Annotated in this window: 22 protein-coding genes; 5 read left to right on the forward strand and 17 right to left on the reverse strand. The window is 35.5% G+C overall.

Annotation, left to right across the window (positions count from 1 at the left end):
• Positions 1-12: 12 nt before the first annotated feature.
• Positions 13-285 (reverse strand): hypothetical protein, encoded by a 273-nt coding sequence (locus LS64_RS09775; RefSeq protein ID WP_034572373.1) that lies wholly within the window; start codon positions 283-285, stop codon positions 13-15.
• Between the two features lie 147 nt (positions 286-432).
• Here LS64_RS09775 and LS64_RS09780 point away from each other — a divergent pair, with 147 nt between their 5' ends.
• Positions 433-1845 (forward strand): sodium-dependent transporter, encoded by a 1413-nt coding sequence (locus LS64_RS09780; RefSeq protein WP_081948336.1) that lies wholly within the window; start codon positions 433-435, stop codon positions 1843-1845.
• 24 nt (positions 1846-1869) lie between these two features.
• Here the strand turns inward: LS64_RS09780 and LS64_RS09785 are convergent, their stop codons facing one another.
• Positions 1870-3651: a Na/Pi cotransporter family protein gene (locus LS64_RS09785; protein WP_034572376.1), complete on the reverse strand. Its 1782-nt coding sequence runs from the start codon at positions 3649-3651 to the stop codon at positions 1870-1872.
• 480 nt (positions 3652-4131) lie between these two features.
• Between LS64_RS09785 and LS64_RS09790 the strand changes: the two genes are divergently transcribed.
• Together LS64_RS09790 and LS64_RS09795 are read left to right on the forward strand one after the other, a co-directional pair.
• Complete coding sequence (locus tag LS64_RS09790) at positions 4132-5904, forward strand: oleate hydratase (RefSeq protein WP_118949306.1); 1773 nt, start codon at positions 4132-4134, stop codon at positions 5902-5904.
• A 37-nt stretch (positions 5905-5941) separates the two neighbouring features.
• Positions 5942-8554, forward strand: coding sequence for a DNA methyltransferase (locus LS64_RS09795; protein ID WP_034573508.1), 2613 nt, complete (start codon positions 5942-5944; stop codon positions 8552-8554).
• Between the two features lie 3 nt (positions 8555-8557).
• Here LS64_RS09795 and LS64_RS09800 read toward each other — a convergent pair whose 3' ends face one another.
• Genes LS64_RS09800 through LS64_RS09810 form a run of 3 tightly spaced genes read right to left on the reverse strand, consistent with a single transcriptional unit; the run spans position 8558 to position 9616 of the window.
• A complete protein-coding gene (locus tag LS64_RS09800) occupies positions 8558-8812 on the reverse strand; it encodes a hypothetical protein (protein ID WP_237416265.1) in 255 nt (84 codons plus the stop codon).
• Between the two features lie 46 nt (positions 8813-8858).
• Positions 8859-9128, reverse strand: coding sequence for a hypothetical protein (locus LS64_RS09805; protein ID WP_052062671.1), 270 nt, complete (start codon positions 9126-9128; stop codon positions 8859-8861).
• Between the two features lie 47 nt (positions 9129-9175).
• Positions 9176-9616, reverse strand: coding sequence for a hypothetical protein (locus LS64_RS09810; protein WP_034573513.1), 441 nt, complete (start codon positions 9614-9616; stop codon positions 9176-9178).
• A 547-nt stretch (positions 9617-10163) separates the two neighbouring features.
• Here LS64_RS09810 and LS64_RS09815 point away from each other — a divergent pair.
• The gene (locus LS64_RS09815; RefSeq protein WP_034573517.1) at positions 10164-10616 is read left to right on the forward strand and encodes a hypothetical protein; all 453 of its coding nucleotides are present in this window, start codon (positions 10164-10166) and stop codon (positions 10614-10616) included.
• Positions 10591-10875: a hypothetical protein gene (locus LS64_RS09820; protein WP_034573520.1), complete on the forward strand. Its 285-nt coding sequence runs from the start codon at positions 10591-10593 to the stop codon at positions 10873-10875. The genes LS64_RS09815 and LS64_RS09820 overlap by 26 nt, the downstream gene beginning before the upstream one ends.
• Here the strand turns inward: LS64_RS09820 and LS64_RS09825 are convergent.
• The 12 genes from LS64_RS09825 to LS64_RS09880 all read right to left on the reverse strand — a co-directional run bounded on the left by LS64_RS09825 (position 10862) and on the right by LS64_RS09880 (position 19542).
• On the reverse strand, positions 10862-11527 hold the full coding sequence (locus tag LS64_RS09825; RefSeq protein WP_034573523.1) for a hypothetical protein: 666 nt from the start codon (positions 11525-11527) through the stop codon (positions 10862-10864). The genes LS64_RS09820 and LS64_RS09825 overlap by 14 nt on opposite strands.
• Positions 11527-11988, reverse strand: coding sequence for a hypothetical protein (locus LS64_RS09830; protein WP_034573525.1), 462 nt, complete (start codon positions 11986-11988; stop codon positions 11527-11529). Before LS64_RS09830 ends, LS64_RS09825 begins: the two co-directional genes overlap by 1 nt.
• A 14-nt stretch (positions 11989-12002) precedes the next feature.
• Entirely contained in the window at positions 12003-12395 is a 393-nt protein-coding gene (locus tag LS64_RS09835; protein ID WP_034573527.1) for a hypothetical protein, read from the reverse strand.
• Positions 12396-12487: 92 nt separating this feature from the next.
• Positions 12488-13063: an ImmA/IrrE family metallo-endopeptidase gene (locus LS64_RS09840; RefSeq protein ID WP_034573529.1), complete on the reverse strand. Its 576-nt coding sequence runs from the start codon at positions 13061-13063 to the stop codon at positions 12488-12490.
• Positions 13060-13431 carry a hypothetical protein gene (locus LS64_RS09845; protein WP_034573532.1) on the reverse strand — a complete coding sequence of 124 codons (372 nt, stop codon included), beginning with the start codon at positions 13429-13431 and terminating at the stop codon, positions 13060-13062. Before LS64_RS09845 ends, LS64_RS09840 begins: the two co-directional genes overlap by 4 nt.
• A 52-nt stretch (positions 13432-13483) precedes the next feature.
• Entirely contained in the window at positions 13484-13912 is a 429-nt protein-coding gene (locus LS64_RS09850; RefSeq protein ID WP_034573535.1) for a hypothetical protein, read from the reverse strand.
• Positions 13913-14001: 89 nt separating this feature from the next.
• On the reverse strand, positions 14002-15753 hold the full coding sequence (locus tag LS64_RS09855) for a methyl-accepting chemotaxis protein (RefSeq protein ID WP_118988443.1): 1752 nt from the start codon (positions 15751-15753) through the stop codon (positions 14002-14004).
• A 129-nt stretch (positions 15754-15882) separates the two neighbouring features.
• A complete protein-coding gene (locus LS64_RS09860) occupies positions 15883-16110 on the reverse strand; it encodes a cell division topological specificity factor MinE (RefSeq protein WP_052062625.1) in 228 nt (75 codons plus the stop codon).
• A gap of 4 nt (positions 16111-16114) precedes the next feature.
• Positions 16115-16453, reverse strand: a complete 339-nt coding sequence (locus tag LS64_RS09865) for a hypothetical protein (protein WP_034573117.1) — start codon at positions 16451-16453, stop codon at positions 16115-16117.
• 3 nt (positions 16454-16456) lie between these two features.
• The gene (gene minD / locus LS64_RS09870) at positions 16457-17281 is read right to left on the reverse strand and encodes a septum site-determining protein MinD (RefSeq protein WP_034573119.1); all 825 of its coding nucleotides are present in this window, start codon (positions 17279-17281) and stop codon (positions 16457-16459) included.
• A 257-nt stretch (positions 17282-17538) separates the two neighbouring features.
• The gene (gene dapB / locus LS64_RS09875; protein ID WP_118949309.1) at positions 17539-18303 is read right to left on the reverse strand and encodes a 4-hydroxy-tetrahydrodipicolinate reductase; all 765 of its coding nucleotides are present in this window, start codon (positions 18301-18303) and stop codon (positions 17539-17541) included.
• A gap of 117 nt (positions 18304-18420) precedes the next feature.
• Entirely contained in the window at positions 18421-19542 is a 1122-nt protein-coding gene (locus tag LS64_RS09880; RefSeq protein WP_034572440.1) for an alanine dehydrogenase, read from the reverse strand.
• Positions 19543-19634 lie beyond the last annotated feature (92 nt).

The following is a 19634-nucleotide window of genomic DNA, read 5'->3' on the forward strand; positions in this document are numbered from 1 at the left end:
AGAATCTTGTTTCTACCACCCAAGGTGTAAAGAGCCAACAAGGGCTATGGCAAGACAAAAAGCCACAAAGCTAATGCCAAAGGCGACTTTCATCACATTGTCTTTATCAAGAGAATTGAGAGCCTTGATTACATTTTCCCTATCAAGCGAATTAAGCGTATTATCCACATTTTGCTTTTTGGATAAAGTAGGCTTTTCACTAGCATTTTCCTGCCTAATCGCACTAAAATCACTCGCTGCAGATTTTATAGAATCTTCCACATTTACATTGATATTCGCACTCATTTTTCGCTCCTTATCGCGTCTATTTCGCAAGATTCTAAATAATATGTATAAAATCTAAAATCACATTTTGTAAAATTTATGTAAAATTTATATGTGAAAATTAATGAAAATTTATGATAAAATTAAGGCTTTTTAAAAAGGTAAATAATGCAAAATAAGGCTACTAAAACGCAAAATTCTAATAAAGATTCTAATAAACAAGATTCTATAACTACTAAAGAGCGCGAAACTTGGAGCAACACCATAACCTACATTCTAACGGTTGCTGGCGCTACAATAGGCTTTGGGGCGACTTGGCGATTTCCCTACTTGGTGGGTGAAAATGGCGGTGGGGCTTACCTTTTGATGTTTATTTTGGCGATGATTTTTGTGGGCATTCCTGTGATTTTGGTCGAAAATGTTATCGGGCAAAATGGCGCGAAAAATAGCGTGGATTGCTTCGCTAAAAAGTGGCGATTTGTCGGCTACATGGGACTTCTTGGCAGCTTTGGCATTATGGCGTATTATATGGTTTTGGGCGGTTTTGTGATGATTTATATTTTTAAGATTCTAAGTGGCGATTTTTCCCTTGCACAGCCCATTGACAAGGCTTACACAGAATCTTTTTATGCTGCAAATATTGAGAATAATCCGCTACTGCTTGGCATTTTTACGCTCATTTTTGTCGCGATAAATTGGGTGATTTTGAAACGCGGAATAATCGATGGTATCGAACGTTCTGTGAAATGGCTTATGCCCTTTTTATTTTTGTGTTTGATTGTCGTTGTGGTGCGGAATCTATTTTTGGATGGGGCAATGGAGGGCGTTAGATTCTATCTTGAGCCTAATTTTAGTAAGCTAGATTCTAAGCTTTTTATCGATGTTTTGGGGCAAGTTTTTTTTGCGTTATCGCTTGGCTTTGGCGTGATGATTACGCTTTCATCACATTTGAGTAAAAATGAGAATCTGCCTAAAACCGCGTGCTACACGGGCATTTTAAACACTCTTATTGCATTTTTGGCGGGCTTTATGATTTTCCCTGCGTTGTTTAGTGCTGGTTTATCGCCTGATTCTGGTAGTTCGCTTGTGTTTAAGACGCTGCCGATTGCCTTTTCAAATATCGCTTTTGGCTCTATAATTTGTGTGTTTTTTTTACTGCTGCTACTTGTGGCGGCTTTGACTACGAGCCTGCCGATATATCAGGTCATTATTTCTGTGCTAGAAGAAAAGTTTAGATTCAGCAAAATGGCTGCCATTAATATCACTTTGGGAGTGATTTTTATCTTTGGGAATCTGCCTTGTATCCTTACGTATGGACCTTTGCGTGATGTGACAATCGTGGGTGATAAGAATATTTTTGATAGTTTTGATTTTATTTCTGGTAATGTTTTTTTCGTGCTTACCGCGTTTTTTTGTTGCATTTATGTGGGCTTTGTGATGAAATCTCTTGCCATTAAAGAAATCACAAATCGCGGAAACCTGCGTAACATTTTTGTTAGAATCTGGTTTTATTATGTTAAATTCATCGTGCCGTTAATCATTCTTACAATTTTTTACTTTGGCATTTTTGGCGGGAAATAATTTGGATTTGTAGAATCAAATTAATTATTCAGGGGAGTCTTTTCCTAGTGATTTGATATTCACAAGGGCGTAGATGTGGTTTGCAGCGATTATTAGCTCCTTTGCCACGCTATGCACAAATGATAAATCATTTAGCAAAGAAGTGCCTTCCTGTGCGTTTATCGCATTTTGCGAGATTAGCTTTTCTACCACAACAAAGGCTTGTTTATCCTCATCTTTAAAAAACTTTTTTTGCTTTTTAAGTGCCGCTTTAGAATCTTGCAAAGTATCGCGTGGCTGGGACTTTATAGATTCTATCATACGCAAAAGATTGCCTAAATCATACCGCATATCATCATACTCTTTTTTCAATGCGGCGTTATCGCCTAGCTCAAATTTTTTCATATTATTTTGCAGCATAGCGATATTTTTGGTAGCCTCCGCGATTTTACGCGATGCAATTTGCAGTGAGACGATTCGTTGTGTGTAAGAATCTTCGCTAACAAAAGTTTGCAGCTTCGTGCTAAAGTCCATTATCGCGTTAAAAAGCACCTTAATTTGCGCGTTATACAAGTCATTTACGCTAAAATCCTGCTTAAACCATTCGCGTTTGTCTAGCAGCTCTTTTATGGGCTTATTTGAGCGGATGTCCTCGCGTGAAAAGCCTGTCGTGTGGGCGATAATGCCAAATGCGTTATCATAAAGGTGTTTTACTTCGTTATCAAGGGCTTCAATAGCCGTCTCTTTATAAGGCAAAAGGGCGTCATTTATGAAAAGTGGCGTGGTTTCTTCGCTACTTTTCTCCTTAAAGATTCTATTTAAAAGTGCCGCGATTTTGGGGATAAAGGGCGTTAAAAGAATAACGCCAAAAAGATTAAAAAGCGTGTGAAATATCGCAAGTCGAAGTATAGAATCTGAATCAAAGCCTAAAGCATCGGCTATAAAATCATTTAAGCGCATAAAATATGTGAAAAAAATTGCTACGATAAGCACGGTGGTAAAGTTAAAAATGCAGTTTGCAATGGCTAGCTTTCTCCCTTGCATATTCGCACTAAGACTTGCTACAAGTGCGGTAACAACGCCGCCTACACTTGTCCCTAAAGTCGCCGCCAACGCCTCAGTATAGCCGATTTGATTTTCCATAAATGCAGAAATTATTATGGCTAAAGTGGCGTGTGAGCTTTGGATAATGGATGTGACTAACGCCCCGATAAGTAAAAAGCCAAAGATAGCCTTGTATCCTTCAAGTTTGTATTGCGACAAATCCATCACACCCTGAAAGCTCTCAAACCCAGCCTTGATATAAAACACGCCTAAAAAGAAAAAGCCCAAGCCCGCTAGAATCTTGCCTATGCCTTTGTAAATATTATTACTTTGAAAGTTGAAAAGCAGTCCGCCCACAATTAGCGGTAGTGCTAATGATGAAATATTAATGGAACTTGCCCCTGCAATGAGCCATGAGCCTGTGGTATTACCAAGATTTGCTCCAAACATAACACCGATACCTTGCACTAGCGTGATTAAAGACGCTGACACAAATGAAATGGAAAGCACAGAAACAAGGCTAGAGCTTTGCATAAGGCTAGTTACAATCGTGCCAAAGATAATGGAGCGAATGGGCGTTTTGGTATAATTTGTTAGAATCTTTTCTAAAAATCCACCAGAAAAACTCTTAAACCCATCGCTAAGAAATAGCATACCAAAAAGCAAAATGGCAATCCCAGCGCAAAGTTTGCCAAGCTGCTCATTAATCGATAAGCCATAAATGACAAAAACAATGACGACACAAATGCTATACTGCCGAATGAGACGTTGGATTTTATACATATTTGCTCCTTGCTTTTGCCGTTTTAAAATCTTTTTAAAAATAGGGTGGTGGGTGGGCGAAAGGTTTTGTGATTTAATATAGAATCTAAATTTATTATAGAATCTAAATTTATTATAGAATCTAAATTCGCCATTTACCATCCTATTTTAACAAATGGATAAAAGCTAGATTCTATCAAAAATTATCTTATTTATAACTTATTTATTACAATTTATAGAATCTTTGTTTGTTGTTTGTTTAGATTCTATAAAAATTAAATACATTTTTGCAAAAAAAATTACCAAATATTTATAGATAAGATTCTAGAGATTTAATAAAGTATTTATAGATTAAATCTAAAATCTAGATTCTAAACCACACCAAAAACACCTACATTCCTAAGATTCTGGTTAGAAACACACAAAATTTATAATTTATAAATCAAAAATTAATAATTAGTCTTTAAAATTTCACAAATTTTATCTTTAAAAGGAGAAACGATGTATTATAGTAACGGGAATTATGAGGCATTTGCGCGACCTTTGAAGCCAGAGGGCGTAGATAAAAAAAGTGCGTATTTGGTAGGTAGCGGACTAGCTAGTCTTGCGGCGGCTTGCTTTCTTATACGCGATGGGCAGATGAAGGGTGAAAAAATCCACATTTTAGAAGAGCTAGCTTTGCCCGGTGGTGCGTGTGATGGAATCTATAATGATAGCAAAAAGGGCTTTGTTATCCGCGGTGGACGTGAGATGGAAAATCACTTTGAGTGCCTGTGGGACTTGTTTCGCTCCATTCCATCACTTGAAGTGGAGAATGCTAGTGTGCTAGATGAATTTTACTGGCTAAATAAACGCGACCCGAATTTTTCACTTATGCGCGTAACGCAAAATCAAGGGCAGGACGCTCACACGGACAAAAAATTTGGCTTAAGCGACAAGGGTTTAATGGAGATTTTAAAGCTATTTTTTACGCGTGATGAGGACTTGTATGACAAAAAAATCGAGGATGTTTTTAGTAATGAAGTGCTAGATTCTAACTTTTGGCTTTACTGGCGGACTATGTTTGCGTTTGAAAACTGGCATTCTGCCCTTGAGATGCGATTATATTTGCAGCGATTTATCCATCACGTAGATGGGCTGCCTGACTTGTCTGCGTTAAAATTTACGAAATATAATCAATATGAATCGCTAATTATGCCTATGGTTGAGTTTCTAAAAAAGCATAATGTGAATTTTATCTACAATACGCGTGTGACAAATGTGATATTTGAGAAAAATGGTAACAAAAAGGTGGCAAAAAAGATTGAAATGATAAAGGATGGCAAGGAAGATTCTATCCTTTTGAGTGAAAATGATTTGGTATTTGTTACAAATGGTAGCTGCACGGAAAATTCGACTTTGGGTGATGATAATACCGCGCCCGTGCTAAACACAAGCGAGGGTGCGTGCTGGCATTTGTGGAAAAATATCGCCAAACAAGATTCTAGCTTTGGTCGCCCTGAGAAATTCTGCACAAATATTAAGGCTACAAACTGGGAATCTGCGACAATTACGACATTAGACAATGTTATCCCTGAATATATTAAAAAGATTTGCAAACGCGACCCTTTTAGTGGAAAAGTCGTAACCGGTGGCATTGTCACGGCGCGAGATTCTAAGTGGCTACTTAGCTGGACAATCAATCGGCAGCCGCATTTTAAAAGTCAGCCAAAAGAGCAGCTTGTGATTTGGTTTTATGGGCTATTTACCGATGTGCCAGGCGATTTTGTTAAAAAGCCGCTGAAAGAATGCACCGGGCGAGAAATCGTGCAAGAGTGGCTATATCACATCGGCGTGCCAACTGATAAGATTGTCGAGTATAGCGAGAAACACGCGAAATGTGTGCCTTGTATGATGCCTTATATCACGGCGTTTTTTATGCCGCGAACAAAGGGTGATAGACCTGATGTCGTGCCGCAGGGGTGTGTGAATTTCGCGTTTTTAGGGCAGTTTGCACAAACTTATGCGGATACGATTTTTACGACTGAGTATAGTGTGCGAACCGCGATGGAGGCGGTATATACGCTACTTAATGTAGATAGGGGCGTGCCTGAAGTCTTTGGCTCTCGCTTTGATATTCGCGCTCTTTTGGCGTCAAGTGTGCGGTTAATGGATGGTAAAAAGCCAACTGAGATGAAAATGCCTTTCTTTGTGAAACTAGCCGAAAAAGCAGCCCTAGCAAAACTCGACCACACATTAATTGGCGACCTTTTGAAAGAATACGGGGTGATGTAGATTCTATAGAATCTAGATTCTATGTTTTGGGTTAGAAATGATTGATTTTAGTATGTTAAAAAATGATGATTTTAAAGAAGATTCTGTGCGGAGTTTTATTATTGATAAGATTTTAGAATCTTTTGGCTTTAGCTTAAAGGGCGTTAAGGATTCTATGGAATCTAAGAGTAAAGATTCTAAAAAAAATATGGAATCTACAAAGCAAGATTCTATAAAAATAGATTCTAAAACAATGCAAGATTCTATGGAAAATATGGAATCTAAAAAAGATTCTACCCTATCGCCCACCCACCACCCTTTTAATGCAATAGAATCTAATAAAGATTCTAAACACAAATTAGAAATTGTGTTATCACAAACGCAAAGTAGTAAGATTGTCGTTGGTAGCAATAAAGAAATTAAAGCGGATTTAACGCCAGATTACACACTTTATGTAGATTCTAAAACGCATTGTATTTTGGATGCTAAGTCGCCAGACAAAAATATACAAAAAGATTCTAAGGCTGAAAAACAAGCGCTAAGTTATGCCATCGCCTTTAAAACGCCCTACTACGCGTTATGTAATGGATATAAATTTATGCTTTTTAAGACGGATACGCAGGAAGTTTTAATGGATATTGATTTAGAATCTAGTTTTAATGATAAGGCAGATTCTAACCTTAAGCTTTTAAAGCAATATTTGACCACGCCGCTGCAGTCTTTAAGGCAGGTTTTGAGCCAAGATTCTAAAAGGGTGAAAAAAAGTGATGAGTGGTATCTAAATCGCCCTTTGCCTGGAGTAATACCAAATCCTAAAAAAAGAGCAAAAGCTAGACATTTTGGGAATCTTGCGTATTTTACAAGGCAGAGCTGGGATATAGTTACAAAAAATATTTTAAATTTTACAGATGTTGGCGACGTGGTTTTGGACTCATTTGGTGGGAGTGGTGTAACTGCGATTGAGGCAATGATAAATGGTCGAGTTGGTATTCACACCGACTTAAATCCTTTAAGTGTATTTATGGTTAAGGCGTTGTGTGCTAAGGTTGATTTAGCTGAATTTTATGAATTAAGTGAAAAGATTCTAAAAGAATTTGAATCTTTGCGACCAAAAAATGAAAAAGAAGCCAAAGAGATTCTAAAAAATGCAAAATATTATCCAAATGCTATTGATAAAGAATTTGGGCAAGTCGCTACAATCAAAGAGCAAGAAAGCACTTTATGGATACCTAAAAAAGAAATTTTACCAAAGGGAAGCGATGTAGATTCTGTATTGAAACTTTTTACTAAAAAGCAACTAGTAGAATTAGCAATTTTAAGACGATTAATTTTTAAATACACAACGCCAAGCAGGACTATAGAATACCGACATGCAAAAAGGGCTATGCGATATTCTTTATTACTTGCGTTTTATAACACGATAAATGATGTGAATCTTACTTATCATAAATCTGATACAGGCGGCGGTGATAGCGGTGTGATGCGTTACTATCGCTATCGTATTGCAAAAAAGCCTACAAAACTAGATGTTTATGATGTGTTTAAACGACGAATTGCTCGGGCTATAAAAGGAAAACAAGAATTAGAAGATTCCCCACACTTTTATGATTCATACTTCCATAAAACCCAAAATGTAGTCAAAGAATTTAACATAGAATCTGCCCTAATGCAAGGACGCGAGGTAATAAATAATGATAATACAATAGCAAATGGCGAAAAAATACTCCAAGCAGATGCGACAAATTTAGTAGAGATAGAATCTAATAGTATAGATTTTATCTACACTGACCCGCCTTATGGAGATAAGATTCCATACCTTGACTTAAGCACTATGTGGAATGCGTGGCTTGACTTTCCTGTAGATTCTAAACTAAAAGAAAAAGAGTGCATTGAAAAAGGCAGCCTAGAAAAGACAAAATATGACTATTATGATTTAATGAAAAAAAGTTTAAAAGAAATGTATCGCGTTTTGAAATATAATCGCTGGCTTGCCTTTGTTTTCCAACATCAAGATGTAAAATTATTTCAAATAATTGTAGAATCTGCTGAAAATGTCGGCTTTGAATACGCTGGATTTGTAAGTCAAGAAGACACAGGCATAGCAAGTTTTAAAAAGGTGCAAAACCCTAGCAGTGTGCTAAAAGGGCAACTAATTTTCTATTTTAAAAAAATTGATACGCCTAAATCAAGGGCAAAAGTGCAGGCAGGATTAGAATCTCTAGAGCAGCTTTATAAAGATGTGGAGAGCTTGATTGTGCAAAATAATGGTGCGAGTTTAGAAATGATACACGCATATTTAATCAAAGCCGCGCTAGAGGGCGGTTATCACTTGCTTATGGCGAATTTTCAAAGTGTGATTGATTTGATAAATGAGCGATTTGACTTAGATAGCGTAAGCAAACTTTATCATATACGCGATAAGGCAAGTATCCTAAACTACGCTATACCTGTGGAGCAACGTGCTAGATATTATATACAAGGCGAATTGCTAAACGCGCAAAAAGAAAACACAGGGCTAGATTTTGATAAATTATGCTTGCAAATCATTCCACTGCTTAAAAATGGCGTGCAGGTCAATGAAAAACTAATCAGCGATATACTAAAAGACTTAGCAGAAAAGAAAAATGGTCTTTGGTATTTGAAAGGCAAGGAAAGGACGTTGTTTGATTAGAATCTAGATTCTATTTATCCTTTTGTAATATCTACAACTGATTATAAATAGTATAAATAATGGTAGTAAAAGGCTAATTTCCGGGATAAAGACGGCGTTTGCGTTAAGTTTAGAGAGTGAGAAAAATACGCCCCACACAAGAAGTGATACCACGCTAAAGGTTATTCCTAGCATTGCTAGATTGCCATAGCGAGCAAGCGGCGGGGCGTTAAGCTTAAAAATATTGAGCATATCCAAAAATAAGCTAATTTTCGACATATTCTTACAACATATCGAAATTTCTAAGATTTTTCACCATAAGATTCTAAATTTTCAAAGATAAAATAATTTTATTTGCCACTTGATTATATTTTTTAAAAATATATTTTCTTTTTTCGTCATCACCTATACTATCATACTCATATTGCCTTATTTCTTTAATATCATTTAAAATATCAGTATTTATCGTGTTTTTTAGGCAGAAATAATCTTTTATAATTGCTTTATAAGAATCTAGCGCACCCCTTTTAAAATGATTAATTGCTCTTTGTTTGTTAGAATCTTGCTCTTTTTGTTGTTGCCGACCTAGATACACTTCGGTTAAATGTGAAATTGCATTATGAAATTCTATGAGTGTTTGTTTTAGAATTTTATTATTTTGTTCACACTAAAATAATATTTTTGTCTATCTTTTAAATTTGCAATGTAAATTGTTTTGATTTGTTCGTTATTTAGGCAGTCACGCCAACTTCTATAAGTAGCAACAGCAATGGATAATTCCTTAAAAGATTCTGTAATATTAGGATTTTTAATAATGTTTATATATTTAGAATCTTGTATTGTAGGTATTTTTAAATCAATTCGACTATCTCTTTTTAATTCCATATACCTTTTACATTCATCTCTTAATTTCTTTCTAGATTCTATAATATTTTCTTTATTAATAATTCGCAGATAGAAATTATAAAAAGATTGTATTAATTCTCTATTGCGACCATAGATTATAGAATCTACGCTATCTATTGTCAAAAAAACACTATATAACTGAAAGAAATCGTTTAAATCTTTATCATTACCATTCACGGAATTCCTTTGCATTAATCCCGTGACGTTCTAAAAATGCGTCAAATTCTTCATCGCTCATTCTCTCGCCCTGCAAACTATCCTCAAATATGCAAAGCATTTTAGTGATTTTAGCTTGATGTTAGGAATTTGGCTTGCTAATTTGATTTAAAGTTAGATTCTAAAAATAATTTTTATTTTGTGGAAAATAAAGGACTAAATGAAATAAAGGGGGAGCTTTTTTGTTTGCACAAAAAAATATGAAATCGCACAAAATTTTAAGAAAAATTACTACCTTTATATCATTAGCTCTTATATAATGATTTGGCACTTCTTTTGGGAATTTTTTCGTTATTATAAGCAAGTTTCTATTAATATCGTCTTCCAAAACAATTATGTTAATTTTGTTTGAATAAGTTTCTATCTTTATCACTTGATACGATGTTTTGCCCTAAAATTCATATCAAATTTTAATTAGCGTATCTTATTAATAATCACAAAAAAAGTAAATATCGGTATTCTAAAATGTGCTATAATACGCTATTTTAAAGTAAAAAGGAAAAGGGCAATGTCAAATGAATTAGCGGTAATTGACACGATAGAATCTATGAATTTTAATGTGAATATTGATAGTAGCAAAAGAACTATTCACGTATGGGATAACACAAACAAAGATTCTAAAAAGAAAGATTATGAGTTACTTACAAATAAAGTGATTAAAAGTTTAGACTTTTTTCTTTTTCAAATCTGCAAACTAGATTCAGTAGATAATGATAGAAAAGAAAGTTTAAAAGATTTTTTTAATGTAGTGGAAATGTGTATAACCGAAGCCGAAGCTAGAATCATATTAAGGAATCTAGATTGTGATAAGAATTTATTATATTATTTGTGTGCTACTAAACATATTTTAGAGTGTATTTTAGATGCAGAGTTTTTTGAGCTTACAGGTGGGTATAAATATCCGCAAGATATTTTAGAGTTTGGGAGAGAAGTATATGTTATTTCCAAAAAAGATAAGTGAGCAGATAAAAACTGCTATAAAAAATAATCAAACTCCACAAGAGATTCTATGTAAAAATATTTTGTGGCAATATAGTTATATTCAACGAGCTTTAAAAGATTACAATAAAGATATAAGTATGGAGAATTTCTTAAGTGTTTATCTAAAAATTGATATACATAAATTACAAAAGATTCTAAAATCTTTAAAAGATTATAAAGATGTAGTTGGTGCGGATATAATGGCTGAATGTTTAAGCTGTAAGATTAGCGGCGATTAATCGGTAAGTCGCTATTGCTTAAGTCGATTTCTAAGCCGCCGATTGTGCCAAATTGTGAGTTTGTTTGTTTTGGGAGTTTCTTTTGTGGTTTAGATTCTTGCTCCCCGCCACCTTGCATATATGAGTAGATTTTTTCATACATTTTTAATAAATTCCCTTCAGATTCTAAACTTTGCTTTTGCTTTGGGCTTAATTCTTCGTTATAAAATCTTAGAATCTCATCTAAATCAGCCTGCGGATATTTCTTTATAAACTCACTTTGTGCTTCCCAAATCGCCCCACTTGCCTTGTTTTGTTCGATAGATTGTGTTAATTCATCACTTTTTGCCTTAAGTGGCGCGATTTTTTCCTCGACATATCGCTGCTTTTCCTTTTCCACTTCAAGTAAAAAGGCTACTCTATCCTCAAAAAATAGCTCTTCTACCTCTTCTGGCATATTTTCCGCATAATATGTAGCAAAATCGCTATCAATAGCGCTAATGCTTTGGTCTAGCTCCGCTTGCAGCGCGCCTAGCTCTTGCTCTTGCGTGCTTGTATCAAATGGATTTCCTTGCTCTTGCAGGGCATTTTGTCCTGCATCTTGTGGCGGCGGCGGCGTATCTTGCGTTTGTGGCTCTTGTGCTTGTGTTTGTTGTGCTAATAACTCATCCATTACATTATCCTTTCTAGTTTATTATTTTTTAAAAGCGAATTACCATAAGCATCTTTTTGAATATAGATAATTTCGCCCTTTTTTATGCTATAAACCTTGCCTAAAATGCGAATGCTAACATCATCAATCGCCCTAAAACAATAGCAATTTATACGATGAATTAGCGTATCTTTTTCCCTAAAAATACCTTCTAAATAAGTCATAAAAGTATCATAAACGCTTGAATTTATGAATGTTTTTATAGCTTTTGCTTCTTGGGGAGACAAACTTGCAATAAAAGATTCTAAGTTTTTATGCTTTTCGCTTAAAGTATTAGAATCTGCCTTAGCTTCTACCTTAGTTTGCTTTTTAGATTCTATTTTTTTAGAATCTTTTTGCGTTTCGACTTTAGAATCTGCCTTAGCTTCAGCCTTAGTTTCGACTTTAGATTCTATAGAATCTTCTTTTATTAAATCAGCCATATTAATCCTTTAAATTAAGATATTTTTGCCAAAAACTGCGAAATTACTTCGTTAAACTCGCTATGTTTAATTTTTTTGTCATAATCATTGATTAACTCAAATTCTTTTACCGCATTAGTAAAATATCTATCATAATTATCCCCCACTAACGCTTTATCAAGCTCTTTTAGAAAATTTTCGTGTAAAAGGGCTTGTTTTAGATAAAGTAAAGGTTTTCTAGCAAGTTCTAGCGGCAACTTACCCTCGCCTTTATGAATGTAAAGAATTCCTAAATTAGTTTCGTAATAATCGCGATTTGTGTTGATAGGCAGCTCACTTACATTTTCATAAGTGCAAATTTCACTGCCATAAGCAGACTTTAACACTGCTTTTTCAACACTAAAATCTAATTCCCTTAAATCATTCATAACTTAACCTTTTAAAATTGCAAAATCTTATAAAATAAAGCAAAAAAAGTAAATATCGGTATTTGTAATAGAAAGGAATTAAAAGCAAAAAATTAGTTTTTTATTGTATTTCGAATATATCCTAGATTGATTAATCGCCATTTCATCGCTTCAAAAGAAACGCGGAATCTATCAGCCATTCTTTGTATAACTTGTTGCAATGTAAGTTCTTTAAATGCACTCGTCTTGCTTAATTCCTTTGCTTCTTTGGCAATAAGTTTTGTTGGCATAAGAAAATTTACAGCAAAATTATTTGCTCTTTTTTCCATAAAATTAATATTCTTACCACGATAAAGTGTTGCATAATTATCTTTAATAGCACTATTTGCGTAATATTCTATATTTGGTAATATATCATTTATAATGTGTCCTAACTCGTGGGCTAAAGTAAAATTTTGTCTATATTCAGGCATAGTAATATTAATCCATATTTCAGGGTATCCATTTTTCAAATACACTGAACCATCAAGTGCTAATTTATCCCACTCTATATCATCTTTTATAACGATATTTAAATCTTTTCGTAATATTGTTTTTATATCAATAGGAGCGCAATCAATATTAAGATATTTCAGTAAATCACTAGCATCTTTACCTAAAAGAATAGCATTTAAACTCTCTATATTCATTTTAGCTCCTTTGCTTGAAATAACTCTTTTGTTTCTTTATCGTCATTTTTATCCTGCTTAAAGTTTTCTCTAGAATCTAAAATATTTTCTATCTCTATTTGCATTAATCCTAAAAATCTTTCTTTAAATTGCTCTTTACTAACAACCATTTCTATAAATTGCTCTAATTTGACAGGGTCATCAGCAATTTTCATTAACATATCATCAAATTTTGTTTTAAACTCGCTCTCAAGCCTTTTGCTTAAAGCTCTTTGCGTTATTATCGCATATAAACTTACACCGATTGTAATTAAAGTAGCACATACTCCTATCCCTGCAATAGTAACACCCATAAGACTAACAACTTCACTAATAGTTAAAGAAAACATAAATCAAACAACCTTTAAATACTAAATTATAGCTAAATATCGGCAAAAAATTCTAAAAAACGCTATAAGATTCTATATAAGCGATTTTTTCAGCCAAGCTAATATTTTCATTTTTTAAATATTCTTGCATTTCTAATTCGCTATAAAAGTCTTTAAGACTTGATAAATCCATTAAAAACTCATTTATATCTTTATAATCTAAAATTAAATCATTATTAAAAATAATTTCGCTAAGCGTAGAATCTAGCTCACCTTTTAGGCAATTTTCATAGCTAGATTCTAAGTTTAAAAAATACTCTTTTTTGCTACACTCTTTTAAAGCGTCCAAAAACTCTTTATTATTAAACGCTCCTTTTAGAATCCTAGCCAAAGTAATATCATAGTTTTTCCTTGCAATAAAAGGCTTTTTAGTGATATTTTTAGAATCTAGTCTCCCAACATCAAAGCCAAATAGTTTAATTGCATATTTATGATACTCCATTCTCTTAATTTTTCCAAAACATTTTTTATTAGGAATATTTTAGTTTTTAGGTTTTAAGGAGTCTTTTAGAATCTAGATTCTATAAGTTTCTAAAACTTTTTCTTATTAGTGTCATCAAGGATTGATTTGGCGATGTTGCGGACATCTTGGGCGATGTCTTGGGACTTGGTGGCGATGGCAAGGTTACTTTGCGTGTTATTTTCGATTAGATTTATCGTGCCATTTACCTGCTCAATGCCTATTGTTTGCTCTTTTATAGATTCTGCCATATCATTTATTGACTGCACTAAGATGTTTGTGTTTGCTTCAATTTCGCCTAAAGACTTCTGTGTGCGTTCGGCTAGTTTCCTTACTTCATCAGCGACTACGGCAAAGCCACGTCCATGTTCTCCAGCCCTTGCGGCTTCGATTGCTGCATTCAAGGCCAGTAAGTTTGTCTGCTCCGCAATATCTCTTATTATGCCTATCACATTTTTTATATCTTCGCTTTGAGCGGTCATTTGGTGCGTTTTGTCATTGACATTTTGCATTGTGGATGTGATTTCTAGCGTGGCTTGCGCGGTTTGAGCGACAGAGCTAGCCTGCTCTTGTGAGCTACTTGTAAGATTTTGCACGGCTTCTTCTAATAGTTGCGAGCTATTGCTTAAGTCATTTGCGATGTGGGCTGAGTCGGTTAGCATTTTGCGAATTTCAGCACCCAAAGCATTTGCGGCGATTTCTAGCTTTCCTTTAGAATCTGCAATATTAGTCGTAAAATCTAGGGCAGTGTAAGATTCAAAGATTCTCATTACATCATTAAGATTCTTTCCTATATTGCTTTGAAAATACAAAAGCATCTCATTTATCATCGTTTTTAGCTCGTTTAGCTGCGGTGAAATCGGCACTTCTTTAATCTCTTGGGCTAGATTCCCATTATTTATATCTTTGACAATACTACCTATTTCATTTAAGAATATAGAATCTTTCTCCAAACTTTTATGCGTCTTATTAATGCTGTCATTTACGCGTTTTGCAAGTTGTCCAAACTCATCTTTAGAATCTAGCGGGATTAATTCCACACTTTTTGTCTCGTAATTTAAAAATTTAAAAAAGCTAGTTAGCCCTTCCAAAATACTTTTCATACTATTTGTAAGATTAAAGTAAAATAGGAAAGAAAGTGGGGTGAAAATCGCCAAAAACACAAGGAAAGAAATGCCCATCGCCGTGTAGTTTTCATGCTCTAGCATATCATCAATCTTGCTACTTACAACCTTAGCATCCGCGCTCAAATTATCAATATAAGTCCCCGTGCTAATCCAAATATTATCAGTATTTGGAATGAAAGTTGCGTAGGCAAGTTTATCAGTATCTACCAAGCCCTTGGGCGTGGGCTTTGTAAAGACAAACTCAACAAAGCCGCCCCCAGCCTGTGCGCGTTTATAAAGCTCTGCGACATACGCCACGCCATTTTTATCCTTTGCGCCACTTAAATCCTTGCCTAGCAAGTCCTTTCGCGTAGGATGCGCCACAGGGACGTGTGCCTTATAAGCGAAATAATAGCCTGACTTATCATCTTCAAATCTAAAATTCTCAATCGCCTTAGCAATCACAGCGATTTTATCTTGCTCATTATCCAAATCTTTTATCAAATCGCCTAGCATACTCGCCGTAGAATCCGTTGCTAGCTGGATTTTCTCACTTGTCTCTGTCTTTAGAATGTTGTAAGTCTCAATCGTGGTTAAATCTTGAATAGTCCTATTGCTAAGATACAAGATAATCATTAGCACAAATAGCGAAAATATCGTCCCATTCGCAAACAATAAAATCTTAACTTTTAACGAAAGATTTCTATAAAAACTCATAAATTTGTCCCTTTTATCCTAAAACTTAGTCTTATATTTTACATTAAAATTAGCATTTTTGTTACAATATTTTAAAAAATTTCTAATATTTATTATCGTTTTAAAATACTTTCCTTTGAAAATGAGAATCTATATATTTTTGATATTTACCTTAATATCTAGCGTATTATTGCGATTCGCACACGCATTCACATCCACGCAGGAGTTTGGCGAATACTTGCGAATGAGCGTGATAATATCATTTTTCAAATCATCAAGGTAGGCGATATTCGCATTCCTATCATTTGCGAGTGTTTCTTGCAATCGCTTTTTTGCGGTGCTCGCAGTTCCCTTATCTTTAAATCTTAGAAAAAACATAATTTTACCTTTGTAATTGTTTTAGATTCTGTAATGTTTGAAAATTTATAGTTATAGATTCTGTAATTTCTTTAGAATCTTTAATGCTTTTAGAATTTATCGCATTTTTAGAATCTAGATTCTGTAAATTCGCAGATTTTATAAAATCTTTAGAATCTAACTTCCATATTCCATAACCTTTATATCTTATAAATTTAGATTCTATAAACTTCCATAATATATAATTTTTTATTTTTATAATTATAGAATCTATAATATTTTTAGAATCTCCACAACGTTTAGAATCTAGTTTTAACAACAACCCAGATTCTATAAAAAAATTCCATATTTTATAACTTTTCATTGCTTATCCTTTCATTCCTAATATCTTTTTAATGCTTGACATAAAGCCACTTTGTGTGCTAAATTCTTTAAAAGGAATATCTTCACCCACGATTCTCCCTGCGATTCGCTCATACGCCAAACCACTACTACTTCTTGAAAATATCGCTGGTTCGCCGCTATTCGTGGCTTTAATTACATTAGAATCTTCAGGCACAATACCGATTAGCGGCAACGCCAAAATCTCTAACACATCATCCACACTTAGCATCTCGCCACGCGCGACTAGCTCGGGATTAAAGCGATTTACAATGATAAATTTTTCCACTTCCTGCCCCTGCCTTGCCTTATCACTTTTAGAATCAATGATACCGATGACCCTATCGCTATCACGCACAGAGCTAATCTCGGGCGTAACGACAATTAACGCCATATCACTCCAAAAAATAGTATGCTCAAATCCGCCCTCAATCCCAGCCGGACTATCAAGCAAAATGTAGTCAAACTCGCCCTTTAGCTTCTCAAGCAACTCACGCACTTTATCCTTGTCTAAAATCGTCTTATCCTTAGTTTGAGACGCGGGGATAAAGTAGAGATTTTTCGCCTTTTTGTGATTGATAATCGCTTGAGCCAGATTGCACTTGCCCTCCATAACATCGATTACATCATACACAATCCGCCGCTCCAAGCCTAGTATCATATCAAGATTACGCAGCCCAATGTCAAAATCAATGGCAATAGTCTTTTTCCCGCGCTGTGACAAACCAACGCCGATATTTGCCGTAGCCGTGCTTTTACCCACGCCACCCTTACCAGAAGTAATCGCTATGACCTTGCCCTGCTTACTCATCTCTCCCTTTCGTTAATAAACTAAAATGCGTATTCTAACTAAAAATAATTAAGCAATGCTATTTAGATTCTAAAAATAAACAAATTTTTACTTTATGGAATCTATTTTTACAAAAATCTACCAAAAATAAATATTTTAAGCAAATTTTAAACAAAGCATAGAGTCTATTTTAACAAGTTTTATAATCTATAAATATTCAATGAGTTTAAATTGAATATTTTGTCACTTTTTATAGTAATATCGCAATGTAAAATGAATTACAACCTAAAAATATCCTGCATATTGTAAAGTCCATTTTCCTTTTTAATAAGCCACTCAGCCGCACGCAGCGCACCTTTTGCAAAGGTCACACGCGAAGTCGCCGTATGTGTAAATTCCAAAAACTCGCCATCCGCATAGAATCCTATCGTGTGCTTGCCCACAATATCGCCGCCACGCATACTCAAAATGCCGATTTCATCCTTTTTACGCTCGCAGTCCTTAGAATCTCGCCCTATCTTAAACACGCTAGAATCTAGCCCACGCGCGGAGGCCGCAGACTCCGCCAAATGCAGTGCCGTGCCACTTGGCGCATCCTTTTTCAAGCGATGGTGCATCTCGCAAATCTCAATGTCATAATCGCGTAATTTTTTACTCACCATCGCCACGATTTCATTCAAAATCGCCACGCCCTCGCTCATATTCGCCGCGTAAAGCACAGGCATTTTTTTCGCGCATTTTTCCATTAGCTCAAAGTGCGTCTTATCAAGCCCAGTCGTGCCTATCACAAGCGGTATAGGGTGTTCTGCGGCGTGCTCTAGCAGTTTTTGTGCCGCCTCCTTGCTTGAAAAATCAATGATGACCTTGCTACTCTCCACAAAAGTATTCATATCCTCAGTCACCATCGTTTCAGGCGGCACATTGTAATCAAGCTCGTTACGCACATAAACGCTCGCAAGACGCGCACTTTTATCCTGCAAAATCTCTTGCACCAGCACCTTGCCAACCTTGCCAGTCGCACCAAAAATACCTATTTCAAGCATAAAATCTCCTTAAATTGTGTATTCTAAAATCCTATAGAATTTATAAAGATTTAATTATAGCAATAGAATCTAAGAATTTAGATTCCAATAATGTTATTTTACAATATTTTAATCATATTAGCTTTCCATAATCTCAAACGAGTTTTTATATGGCAACTTGAAAGCTTTTGCAATGGATTCTAGTGTGATGTAGCCATTAAATGCGTTTAAGCCCCCGATTGCCCCGGGTAGTTTAAGCATTGATTTAAAGCCATTTTTGGCAATTTCAATTACATAAGGCAAAGATTCCCTAGAATAGCTAATGCTAGAAGTGCGCGCCACAACGCCCGGGATATTTGGCACACCATAAAAAGTCAGCCCATTTAGCTCATAAGTTGGCTTATCGTGTGTAGTTTGACGAGCGCCTTCCACGCAGCCGCCCAAATCCACGCTTACATCAAGCACCACGCCGCCTTTATTCATCGCTTTTAAGTGGCGAGATTTTACCACTTTTGGCGTGGCATTTGCGGTGACTAAAACCGCACCGATTAAAATGTCAGCGCCGCTCAACGCCGTATTTAACGAGATTTCATCGCAATATAAAACCTTAACGCGATTGTCGATTACTAGCGGATGCGTGGCAAGTTTTGCGACATTTATATCAAGCACGCTCACATCAGCGCCCATCCCAGCTAGCACACGCGCGGCATTCATCCCTACCACGCCACCGCCTACCACGACCGCACGAGCAGGGGCGATGCCTACACATCCACCGAGCAAAATCCCGCGTCCGCCGTAGTTTATACTAAGCAGTGTCGCGGCGTGTTGTGAGGCGAATTTCCCTGTGATTTCACTCATCGCACTTAAAATGGGATAATCGCCCCGCGCCCCAGCTATCGTCTCACCGCAAATGGATGTCACTTTAGAATCTACTAACGCAGTCGCCAACTCCTTGCTATACGCCAAGTCCAAAAAGCTATACAAAATCAAATCTTTGTGCAAATATTTAAACTCGCACTCAAGCGGCTCTTTGCATTTGACTATCATTTCGGCGTTTTGCCACACTTTTTTGGCTTCCTTTATGATTGTCGCACCAGCCTTTTCGTAGTCCTTATCGCTGTAGCCGATAGTAGCCCCTAAGCCGCTCTCCACCATAATCTCATTTTTTTTATTAGAATCTTTTAACGCCCTAACATCGCTAGGGATAAGCCCCACACGATGCTCGTGATTCATAATCTCTTTTACAATACCTATTTTCATAACTTACCCTTTGATAAAAGTATATATTTTAGAATCTAAATGTTAAGATTGTAAATAAAATATCAATTACGAATAAATCGGAAGTAAAAAAC

The sequence above is a fragment of the Helicobacter saguini genome (assembly GCF_000762875.2).
Taxonomy (GTDB): Bacteria; Campylobacterota; Campylobacteria; order Campylobacterales; family Helicobacteraceae; genus Helicobacter_A; species Helicobacter_A saguini.